Annotated in this window: 7 protein-coding genes; all 7 read right to left on the bottom strand. The window is 73.5% G+C overall.

Going from position 1 to position 11182, the window contains the following annotated elements:
- The coding region (gene mltA, locus NS331_RS24015; RefSeq protein WP_082702736.1) for a murein transglycosylase A at positions 1-1600 on the bottom strand (1600 nt) is incomplete at its 3' end.
- A 44-nt stretch (positions 1601-1644) separates the two neighbouring features.
- Complete coding sequence (locus tag NS331_RS24020; RefSeq protein ID WP_082702737.1) at positions 1645-3618, bottom strand: serine/threonine protein kinase; 1974 nt, start codon at positions 3616-3618, stop codon at positions 1645-1647.
- Positions 3615-4259 carry a type VI secretion system-associated protein TagF gene (gene tagF / locus NS331_RS24025; RefSeq protein WP_058644448.1) on the bottom strand — a complete coding sequence of 215 codons (645 nt, stop codon included), beginning with the start codon at positions 4257-4259 and terminating at the stop codon, positions 3615-3617. Before tagF ends, NS331_RS24020 begins: the two co-directional genes overlap by 4 nt.
- Positions 4259-7864, bottom strand: a complete 3606-nt coding sequence (tssM, locus tag NS331_RS24030) for a type VI secretion system membrane subunit TssM (RefSeq protein WP_058644449.1) — start codon at positions 7862-7864, stop codon at positions 4259-4261. The genes tagF and tssM overlap by 1 nt, the downstream gene beginning before the upstream one ends.
- A complete protein-coding gene (locus NS331_RS24035) occupies positions 7861-9183 on the bottom strand; it encodes a DotU family type VI secretion system protein (protein ID WP_058644450.1) in 1323 nt (440 codons plus the stop codon). The genes tssM and NS331_RS24035 overlap by 4 nt, the downstream gene beginning before the upstream one ends.
- Positions 9184-9351: 168 nt before the next feature.
- Positions 9352-10686, bottom strand: a complete 1335-nt coding sequence (gene tssK / locus NS331_RS24040; RefSeq protein ID WP_058644451.1) for a type VI secretion system baseplate subunit TssK — start codon at positions 10684-10686, stop codon at positions 9352-9354.
- 268 nt (positions 10687-10954) lie between these two features.
- The coding region (locus NS331_RS26875) for a hypothetical protein (RefSeq protein WP_193758195.1) at positions 10955-11182 on the bottom strand (228 nt) is incomplete at its 5' end.

The raw sequence follows: 11182 nt of genomic DNA on the forward strand, positions 1-11182 counted from the left end.
GCGTGCGCACCGCGCCGCCGCCGGTGGTGGCCGCGGCCACCGTCAGCCCGCGCGGCAGCAGCAGCCAGAGCTGGCCGCGCTCCTTCATGCGGCGCGCCTGGTTGGCGGCCTGGCGGCCGTTGCCGAAGAAATAGTCCGCCCGCACCGCGCCGCGGATCGCGCCGCCGGTGTCCTGCGCGATGGTCAGCCGCTGCATGGGCGTGCCGCTGCCCGGCTCGCGCGTGGACACGAAGACCGGAAAGCCCAGCGGCGCGCTGCGTGGATCGACCGCGATGGAGCGGCCCGGCTGCAGCGGCACGCCCAGCGCGCCCACGGGGCCGTCGGCGCTGGTCGGCACTTCCTTGAAGAAGACGTAGCTCGGGTCCTGGATGCCGGTGCCCGCGGCCGCCGTGGGCGTGCGCTGCCCGGGCACGGCCACCGGGCCGCTGCGCGCCGGCAGGGCGAGCGCGAAGCCGCGCGTGCGCACGGTGCTGGTGTCGGTCTCGTCGGCGTCGTCGTCGTCCACCTCCAGCTCGATGGCGGAGCCGCGCGTGCGCACCGCCGTCCTGGCCTTGCCGTTGGCGGCCTGGGCCAGCGTCGGGCGGAAGGGCTGGCCGTTCTGCTCGGCATAGCCCACGCGCACCGTCTGGCCGTCGGGCAGGCGGATGCGGCCGGAGCCCTGCACCTGCATCTCGTACAGCTCGGTGGCGCTGCGCACGAAGGCCAGCACCCTGGCATTGGGCACGCCCAGTCGCTCGATCTCGGCGCGCGTGTAGTAGGGCACCAGCTGGCGACCCTCCACGCGCAGGCGGGCCTTGCGGTCCACCGTGTCGCGCAGGATCTGCGACAGGTCCAGCGCATACAGGCCCGGCGCGCCCATGTCGCGCGTGGACAGGCCGGCCTGCACCACCACGTTGCGGCCGTTCAGCCGCGCGGCCACGGTGCCGTTGCCGGCCGGCAGGCGGCGCGTGTCGAGGAAGAGCATGTCCTCCGGCTGCGCATAGACGGGGTAGATGAAGGGCGGCGAGTACGTGCGGTTGCCCTCGATCTCGGGCTCGAAGTAGCCCGTGACCACGCCGTCGGGGCGGCGGTCGTCGTCGCGGATCTGGTAGGCCGCGAATTCGCTTTCGTAGAAGCTGCGGATGGCCGGGTTGCTGGCACCGTCCACCTGGCGGGCGCGGGCGCACACCTGCTGCCACTGCGGGCCGCGGCGCACCAGCACCTTGCAGCTGTCGAGGAAGGCCGACCAGCTCTCGACGAAGTCGTCGCGCTGCCAGCCCGGCACCACGTCGAAGGGCGTGGCGGTGTAGGTGGCCAGCTGGGTCGAGAAGGTGCGGGCCTGGCCGGCCACGCTGCCGCCCGGGCGCGGTGCCGCGGCGGCCAGGGTCGGTGCCGGTGCGGCCACCGGCGGGCCCAGCACGACGGGCGCCTGCGGCGCGGCGGCCACCGGCGCGGGTGGCGGCGCGGGCGGCGGCGTGGCGCAGCCGGCCAGCAGCGCGACCAGCGTCACCGCGCCGGTGGCGGCGAGGGACGCGGCGCGGGCGCCGGCCGTGGACGCGGCGCGCACGCCGCGGGACGCGGGCGCCTCGGGGGAGCGGGGATTCGGGACCAGCACCTGCATGGATCACTCCTTCGGTTCACGCGCGGGAAAGACCATGAAGACGATCACTTCTCGACGATCTTGAAACTCCCCACGCCGTAGGCGTCGGCACAGCCGGCGCTTTGCGGACAGACGGGCCGGCCCAGCAGCACGGTGGCGGCGGGGCCGGGGTTGGCGGCTTCCAGCGAGGCCAGGCCGGCGGCCGGGAACTGCGGGAAGACGCCTTCGTTCTTCATGCCGGCATCGCTGAAGTCGCGCTCGCGCTCGCTCACGACGACGGCGAAATGGTTGGTGCCGGGCGGTCCGCCCGCCTCCATGGGCCAGGAGGCGCGCGGCAGGGCCAGCGTGCTGCCGGCCGTGATGCGGTTGTGGCGGTCCAGCAGGTTGGGAAAGAGCTGGAACAGCTCGCCCCCGCTGGCCAGCAGGAAGACGTAGACATAGCCGTCGCGGTTGCTGCGCACGTCGAAGGCCAGCTTGTCCTTGCCGATGGCGACCTCGGGCTTGCGCGGCGTGGCCGTGACGTCGAAGCCGGGCGCCGCGCCGGCGGACAGGGCCTGCAGCGAGTCGAGCGGCGTCTTCGGTGCCGCGCGCGGCGGCGGCGCGGGCGGGGCCGCCACGGGCGCCACGAGCGCCACGGCCGGCGCATCGGCCACCGGCGCCTGGGCCACCGCGGGCGGCGGCGCGCTGCGGTCGCCGCGGCTGGTCCACCAAAGCGCGGCGCCAGCGGCGATGGCCAGCACGGCCACGCTGCCGATCACCGGCCCACGCAGCGAGCGGCCCGGGGTGCCCGGTGCGGCAGCAGGAGAGGCCCGCGGCGGCTGGGTGCGGCCGGCCGCCGGCAGGCGCGCGGCGGCCGGCGCGGCACTGGCGTCGGCGGCGCCGCGCGCGGCGGGGGCGGCGGCGACGGCCTCGTCCAGCCCCAGCTGCTGGCGGAACTCGGCCATGGACTGCGGCCGGCCCTCGGGCCGCACCGCCAGGCCCGCGTCCACCGCGGCCAGCAGCCCGCGGCTGTAGCGCTGCAGCAGCTGCGCGTTGCCGGCCAGGGGCACGTAGCTGTCGCTCAGGATGCGCGCCACCGAGGGCGGCGGCGAGCGGCCGCAGATGGCCACGTGCATCACGGCCGCCAGGGCGTAGACGTCGGTCCACGGGCCCTGCTTCATGTCGGGCATCTCGGCGTACTGCTCCACGGGGGCGTAGCCGGGCTTGAGGATGACGGTGATGGCCTGCGTCTTGTCGCTGATCACGCGGCGTGCGGCGCCGAAGTCCAGCACCACCGGCCGGCCCGAGCCTTCGAGCAGCAGGATGTTGTCGGGCGCGATGTCGCGGTGGAAGCAGTTGGCCGCATGCATCACGGCCAGGGCCTGGCTCACGCCGTCCATCACGCGCAGCAGCCAGCCCTCGTCCACGCCGGCCGGGATGTCGGCCAGCGCCTGCCGCAGCGTGTCGCCGCGGTAGAAGGGCATCACCATGTAGGTGGTGCCGCGCTCCTGCCAGAAGCGGTAGACCTTCAGCAGCGAGGGATGGTCGAACTGCGCCAGCAGCCGGGCCTCGTTGATGAAGGAGCGCATGCCCAGGTCGAAGGTCTCGCGGTGGCGCGCCGACAGCGGCGCGATGGTGCCGTCGCCGGTGCGCGTGGCCAGCGAGGTGGGCAGGTATTCCTTGATGGCGACCACCCGCTCCAGGGTGTGGTCCCAGGCCTCGTAGACCACGCCGAAGCCGCCCTGGCCGATGGCGCGGGTGATCTCGAATTCGGCCAGCAGGCTGCCCGGCGGCAGGGTGCCGGCGTCGCCGCCGCTGCTGCTCCCGCCGCCTGTGGTCGCGGCACCGGCACCGGTGCGCGTCTGGCTCGCCGGAAAGGCGCTGCCGGTGACCACGCGCGTCGCATCGCCACCCAGGTCGCCACCGCCGGTCACGACCCGGGTGGCGTCGCCGCCATTCGCGCCGGCCTGGGCACCGGTCACCACGCGCGTGGCCTCGTCGGGGCCGGGCGCGCCGCCGCCGAAGACGCGGGTCGGTTCGTCGGGACGCGCCTCGCTCATCGCGCGACCTCCGGCAGGCTGCCTTCGGTGCGGTCGTCGAAACCGAAGAGCAGGTCGAAGCGTGCGCCGCGCGGCAGTCCGGCGGCGGTGAGCACCGGGGCGCCGGTCGTCTCCGGCTGCGTGAGCCACAGCGACTGGCCGTGCGCAGGCCAGGCCGGCGCCTCGCCCGCCTCCGTCGCCGAGCCGGTGCTGCCGTGCATCGCGGTCAGCAGCGCATCGAAGGCAGCGGCATCCAGGTCCTGCTCCAGCGCCTGCAATGCCGCCTGCGCGGCGCATTGCCACCAGGCCAGCAGCGCGGGCCATTCGGCGGCGGCGGGCATCGTGCCCTGCAGCGGCGCGGCCACGGTGAAGGGAAAGTAGCGGCCCACGCCGTCGACCGAGGGCATCATCACGCCGGCCCAGGCCTGGCCGTCGGCCACGCCGGGCGCGAGCATGAAGAACCACAGCGGCCCTTCCAGGTAGCGCGCGTGCCATTCGCCCTCATGGCGCAGGCGCAGCTGCATCAGGCCTTCCTGCATCCAGCCGTCCCAGGCCGCGCGGAACGCCGCCGGCAGCCTTCGGTGCGCGAAGTCGCCGATGCCCGGCAGCTTGCCGAACCAGCCGGGCAGCGCCTGCGGCTCGGCCAGGAAGTGCGCCGCCATCACAGGCCCTCCGGACAGGAGAACTCGCGCAGTTCCTTGAGCCGGATCGGATGCTGCACGCTGTTGGTCGTGACTTCGAAGCGGGCGCGCCGCGCATCGAGCTGGAAAGTGATGAAGAACTTCTCCGGCCCGTCGCCCGAGGCCAACTGGCCGCGGTCGAGCATCTTGAACAGCGCCCACGGCCCTTCGGTGACCTGGCCCGAGGTGCCGCCCGAGGTGGGCGGCGCGATGGTCAGGCGCACCTGGTTGGTGTTGCGCGGGCCGGGCCACTGCACGGTCATCGGCACGATGGGGCCGTGCGCGTACTTGACCACCTGGCCGTCGACGTCGAGCGCGAAGCTGGTGATGCCGGCGTCCATCTCCACCGGTTTGAAGTCCAGCCGCATGCCGGGCGTGCGGCCGCCGCCGCGGAAGAACACCTGCCTGATCAGGTCCGCCCGCTCGAACTGCTGCAGTGCCGCGGGCGAGATGGCGCCCTGCTCGGCGACGGGCTTGTAGCGCCACGGCCGGCGGCTGGTGTCCACCAGCTGCGCCAGCTTCTTCTGGAAGAAGTCGTCCATCAGCCCGCCGGGCCCGAACATCTGGCCGAAGTCCTCGGGCAGCACGTCGCGGCTGCTGCTTTCCACGAAGGGATAGCGGCCGGCGATGGCGCGCTGGCAGAACTCCGTGACCGGGCGCAGGTCCTGGCTGAGGTTGCCGCGCTCGGCCACGCGGGCCTGGGCGGCGCCGGTGCTGCTGAGGTTCTCGACCATCGAGCGCACCGGGTCGGGCAGCCGGCCGGCGTCGGACCTGAGCTTGCCGGCCACGTCGCCGGGCGGCGGCGCGCTGCGGCTCTTGACGGCGGTGTCCACCGCCGTGAGGTAGACATAGACCTCGTTGAAGAGCTTGAGTGCGTCGTCGATGGGCGCCGGCTGGCCTGGCGCCGCGGGCGTGACCAGCCGGCGCAGGCTCTCGAAGCGGTCGTCCACGATGGACTCGATGCTCTTGCCCACCGGCACCGCACGCTGGGCGTCGGCGCCGCCGCCGAACAGCTCCTCCAGGCCCTTGCGCGTGTTGCGCACGGTTTCGGCGGCCTTGCCGACGGCGGACTTGTCGTCCTTCGCGGGCGTGAGCGTGGTCTGCCTGACCACCGCCCGCAGGAAGTTGGCCAGCGGCGAATCGGCGCCCGAGACGATGCGGGCGATGTCGATGTTCTTCTCCAGCCCGCCGGCACGGATCAGGCGCACGTCCGCCAGCAGGGCCTGCCACAGGCGCGCGTATTCCTCCAGGTAGAGGCGCCGCACGCGGTCGGTGAGCTGGCCCAGGGCCGCGGCGTCGCGGGCGCGGTCGGCGGCGCTCTTCTCCTGGCCCAGCACCCACGGGTCTTCCGCCGCGAGCTGGCCGGTGACCAGCACCACCGCGTTCTGGAAGCGCTGGTGGTAGCCGTCGTAGGTGAACAGGCCCGGCACGCCTTCGGTCAGCGGCTTGCCGCTCGGCCGCTCGAACACCAGCGGCGCCGAAGGGCCGGCGGCCTGGGCCACGGTGAAGTCGGGCATGTCCTTGCCCAGGCGCTGGCGCTTGAGGCGGCTGAAGATGCGCTGCTCGGGCGGGTAGCTGGCCAGCAGGCCGCGCGTGCTGCGCACCAGGTTCTCGTCCATGGGCAGCGGCGAGCGCGGCGGCCCTTGCGCGATCAGCAGGTCGAGCTGGTCCTCCAGCATGCGGCGGCGCTCGGGCGGCACGCCGCGGTCCAGCGTGCGCTCCCAGTCCAGCGTGATCCAGGCCTTGAGCGCCTCGGGGTCGAAGTGCTGGGGCTGGTGGACCATGAGGTAGCTCTTGAGCGCCTCGTACAGGTACTCCAGGTTGTCGCGCGGGGCGCTGCGCAGCTGGTCCTCGATGCGGCGCGCGAGCTGCGGCAGGAAGGCCTCGTTCAACGCGCGCTGGTGCGCGGCCTGGGCGGCGGCGTCCATCTTGTCGCCCTGGTAGAGGCCCAGCGTCATCAGGAAGGGCGTGTCGCCCTCGCGGTTGACCGGCGTGCGCCACACGTCGCGCAGGTTGCCCAGCACCGGCGCCATGTCGATGGGGCTGCTGGCCTGGGTGGGCAGCGTGGCCAGCGACTGGCGGGTGGGCTCCAGCTTGGCCTCCACCGACTTCAGGTACTCGGCATTGCGCCAGGCCGACCAGCCCCAGCCTGCCAGCAGCGCCATCGTGACCAGGCCCATGGCCGAGACGCCGGCCAGGCGCAGCAGGTGGCGCTTGCGCTCCAGCTTGACGTCGGCGCCGGCCAGGCGCTGCTCGGGGAACACCACGTCCTTGAGCAGCGTGGTGAGGAAGTAGCTGCGGCCGCTGGACTTCTGTGGCGCCAGGATGGCGCGCTCGATGCCGAAGCTGCGTGCCAGGCTGCCCATCACGCGGTCGATGGGGCTGCCTTCCTGCGTGCCGCTGGTGAAGTACACGCCGCGCACCCAGGGCGGCTGGGCGAAGCGCGAGCCGGTGAAGACCTGGTCCAGCAGGTCGGCCAGCAGCGGGCCCACGGTCGCGAACTGCGCCGGAAAGCCGAAGATGGCCGCGCGGCGCGTGCCGTCGGTCTCCTGCTGCATGCGCTCGACCAGGCCGTTGTTGACGCGCTCGTGCAGCAGCGCATATTCGCGCTGGAAGGGCTGCAGCAGGCCGTGCTCGGCCAGATGCGAGCCTTCATCCGGCGGCAGGGTGAAGCCGAAGACCTGCGCCCGCTGCTCCTTGCCCAGGTCGGCGAAGTACTCGGTGAAGCCGTAGAGCAGGTCGCTCTTGGTCACCAGCACGTAGACCGGCAGGCGGGTGGTCAGGCGCTCGTCCAGCTCCAAGAGGCGCGCGCGCATGGACGCGGCGAGTGCGCTGCGCGCCTCCAGGCCCTGGCCCAGCAGGTCGGCCACGCTGACGGTGAGGAAGACGCCGTTGAGCGGCCGGCGCGGGCGGGCCTTCTTCAGCAGGTTGAGGAAGCCGTCCCAGGCGCTCTTGTCCTCGGCGGCATGGCTGTCCTGCGTGGTGTAGCGGCCGGCGGTGTCGATCAGCACCGCCTCGTCGGCGAACCACCAGTCGCAGTTGCGGGTCCCGCCCACGCCGCGGATGGCGCCGGCGCCGAACTTCTCGGCCAGCGGGAACGACAGGCCCGAGTTGACCAGCGCCGTCGTCTTGCCCGAGCCCGGCGCGCCGATGAAGACGTACCAGGGCAGGTCGTAGAGGTAGCTGCCGCCCGACAGCGACAGCCAGTCGCGCCAGCCGGGCTTCCTGCCGGCGGCGGTGAGGCGCATCTTCCTGAGCGTGGCGATGGCCTCGCCGAAGCGGTCGGCCAGCACCTGCTGCTCGCCGTTGCCGGGCGCCTCGGCTCTGGCGGCGGCGGGCGCCTTCATCAGGCCGTCGGTCAGCGCGCGGCTGGCGCGCCGCACGCGCCAGCGGCGGATGGCCAGGCGCAGCAGCACCAGCAGCACGATCACGCCGATGAGGATGGCGCGCGCGAGTTCGCTCTCCAGCGGCACCAGCGCGCCGACCTTGATCAGCGGGCCGATCCACCAGATCAGCAGGCCCAGGATGGCCAGGGCCACCACGGTGAGCAGCACCGGGTGGAAGAGGAACTTGAAGACGGCCTTCATTTCGCCGCTCCTTCAGGGGGTGCCAGAAGCACGATGTCCACGCGCCGGTTGCGCGCCCGGTTGGCGGGCGTGTCGTTGGCGGCGACGGGCTCGGCGTCGGCCTTGCCTTCGGCCTTCATGCGGGCCGGGTCGACCTGCGCCGCGAGCGCCTGGCGCACGGCCTCGGCCCGCGCGGTGGACAGGTGCCAGTTGGAGGGATAGCGCAGCGAGCGGATCGGCTGGCTGTCGGAATGGCCGGTGATCAGCACCTCGCCCTTGACCTCGGCCAGGGCCTGGCCGATGCGCACCAGCACCGGCATGGCCTGGGCCATGGGCTCGGCGCTGCCCGAGCCGAAGAAGGCGTCGCCACGCAGCCGCACGGTGCTGCGGTCGGCCTCGTCGGTGACGGTCACCAGGCCCTGCCTGACCTCGGCCTCCAGGAAGCGCGCGAGCCGCGGCGACTTGGCCGGCACTGGCGCAGGCGGCGGCACCAGCTGCGTGTTGGGCAGGCGCAGGCCCGCGACGCGCGACCAGGTGCCGTCGGACAGGTTGCCCAGCCATAGCCGCAGCCCGAACCACACCAGCGCCAGCAGCAGCAGGAAGCCCGCGCCGACGACCCACAGCGGCACCGACTCGCGCAGCCGCGCGCTGCCGCCGCCGGCGCCCTGCCAGTGCGGCGACAGGGCCGGCTCCAGCGGCGGACGGTCCTTGCGGATGAGGTCGGCCAGGCGCTGGCGCACCGAGTCGAGCTGGGCCCGGCCGTTGTCGACCACGCGGTAGCGGCCCTCGAAGCCCAGGGCCAGCACGCAGTAGATGAGTTCGAGCAGCGGGCGGTGCGTGGGCACGTCCTGCGCCAGGCGGGCCAGCAGCTGGAACACCTTCTCGCCGCCCCAGGTCTCGTTGTGGAACTGCACCAGCAGGCTCTGCGTGTTCCAGCCGCCCGAGACGCCCCAGGGCGTGTTGGCCACGGCCTCGTCCAGGGCGGTGCACAGCACGTAGCGGGCGGCCAGCACGGTCTCGTTGCCGGCGCCGGCACGGCGTGCATCGGCATCGAACTGCTGCACGGCCTGCGCGGCCGAGGCGCGCAGCGCGCCCACGTCCGGCGGCTGCACCAGGTGGCGCAGCTTGCCCATCAGCACCAGCAGCCGGCCCGCGGCCGACACCAGCGGATTGAGCAGGCCGAGGTCGCCCAGCTCGGTGGGCAGCGGCTCCGCGCCTGGCGAGGAAGGCGGCGGCATCGTCGGCGGCGGCGCATTGCCGCCCGCACCCGGCGTGCGCGGCCTGGGCTTGATGACGGTGCGCTCGGACTCGAAGGCCGCGAAGGGATCAGGCGTGCTCACGAGGGCCTCCGGACGTCGTTCTCCCTCTCCCCTCGCGGGAGAGGGCTGGGGAGAGGGGGCTGCAGCGCTGGCATGGCAGGTGGCCGTGGGGCCGCGCGCACCCCCTCTCCCCCACCCCTCTCCCGCGAGGGGAGAGGGGCTTGTGCGGGCTTGTGCAGCGGGCGGAGTTCATCGGACCGCCCAGAAGGCCAGGTCGAGGCCGGGGAAGTCGCCCGCGATGTGCATCGCCATGCCGCCCGAGGCCTCCAGCTGGCGCCACAGGTCGCTGCCCTGGGTCTCCAGCTCGAAGTAGTTGGCACCGGCATGGAAGGGAATCTGCCGCGGCGCCACGGGCAGGGGCGTGAGCGCCACGCCCGGCAGCTGCAGGTTGACCAGGTCGCGGATGCGCTCGACCGGGCCGATCTTGACCTGCGTGGGAAAGCGCGCCCGCAGCGCATCGCCCGGCAGCTGCGACTGCACGGCCAGCACGAAGGTGGCGTTGCGCTGCAGTTCCACGTCGGGGATCAGCGCCACGCGCACGCCGTGCTTGCGGTCGTGCAGCTCGATGCGGATGGCCGACTGCTCCAGCACCATCGACAGGCTGCGGCGCAGGTCGTCCATCAGCGGACGGAAGCTGGCCTCCAGGTCGTCGTGCACGTAAGGCGGCAGGCGCAGCGCGCGGCGGCTGTCGCGGAAGGTGCCCAGGTCGCCGGCCAGCGCCAGCGCCTGTTCGTAGAAGCGCAGCGGATGCAGCAGCGGCCCGCGGGCGAAGTGGGCGAACACCGGCTCGTGGCGGTTGACGGTCTGCAGCAGCATGAAGTCGGCGATCTCGGCCACGCCGCCGGTGCCGCCCTGGGTCATGCGGCCGGCCAGGGCGTCGGCGCGCTGGCGCAGCAGGCCCAGCAGCTCGTCCACCCAGCCGCGGATGACGGCATGGGCCGCCACGTCCAGCAGCGGCGGCACCCAGCCGCGGTGCAGCGCGAGCTGGTTGTCGGTGCGGCGCTCCACCACGCGCGCGACCGACAGCGTGGTCCAGGCGTCGGTGGCTTCGCCCGCGCGCATCAGGCGGGTGTGCAGCGCGCCCAGCTGCAGCAGCGCGGTGCGCTCGCCGGCGGTGTTGGCGTCGGGCACCTCGGACTCCAGCACGCGGTGGCGCACCAGCGCGTCCTCGTCGCCGCTTTCGGCGTTGGACTCGCGCGCGCCCGCGCGGCGCACGGGCAGGGCCAGCAGGATGGCTTCGTCGCGCAGGCTGGCCGGCACGTCGATGGGCTCGGGCAGCGGGTCGATGCCCGGCATGTCGAAGGGCGTGCCGTCGGCGAAGACGCCCACGGCGCGGGTGAGCGCCAGCTTGCCGAGCGACAGCGCCGCGGCGTCGATGTCGAGCGCCACGAAGCCCCAGCCGCAGGACGCCGTGCCACGCAGCAGCAGGTGGCGCGCATGGTCGGCGTGGCGCTCGGCCTGTTGCAGGTGCTGCGGCTGCAGCAGCATGCCTTCGCTCCAGACCACTTTCGATCGCCAACTCATCGCGCGCACGCTCCTTCCAGACGACAGGGCTGCACCGCCCGGGCTTCTTCGTTCATCCCGGGCCGGGACGCGCGCGGGGCACTCGGAACCGCGGTGCGGCAAGCGCTGTGCAGTGTCCCGGGGGTGCCCGGCGCGGCAAATCCATCGGATGGGATAGGCGGCGGGCCGGACTCGTCCGAAGGGCCTAGTACCCGGCGGTGCCGGGGCGAACCGCGGGCCGCCGTGCCAGCCGCGCCCGGGCCGGCGCGATGTGACGCGAGCCGGTGCGTCAGAAGTCCGAGCAGCCGTTCTTGCGCTCGGTGTCCACGCAGCTGGTGAGCTGCGGCCGCGAACGCACCCGCGTCCATTCGCGGGCCAGCACGTCGTCGCCCTGCTGCGCCGTGCGGCTCGCCCCGAGCGGGCCGGTGGCGTAGCAGATGGGCGGCCCGCCGATATTGCGGTCGAAGGTGTAGGTGTTGACGTCCTCGCGGACCACGTCCGCGGGCGCGACCCGCGG

This window comes from Pseudacidovorax intermedius, assembly GCF_001476815.1.
Taxonomy (GTDB): Bacteria; Pseudomonadota; Gammaproteobacteria; order Burkholderiales; family Burkholderiaceae_C; genus Xenophilus; species Xenophilus intermedius_A.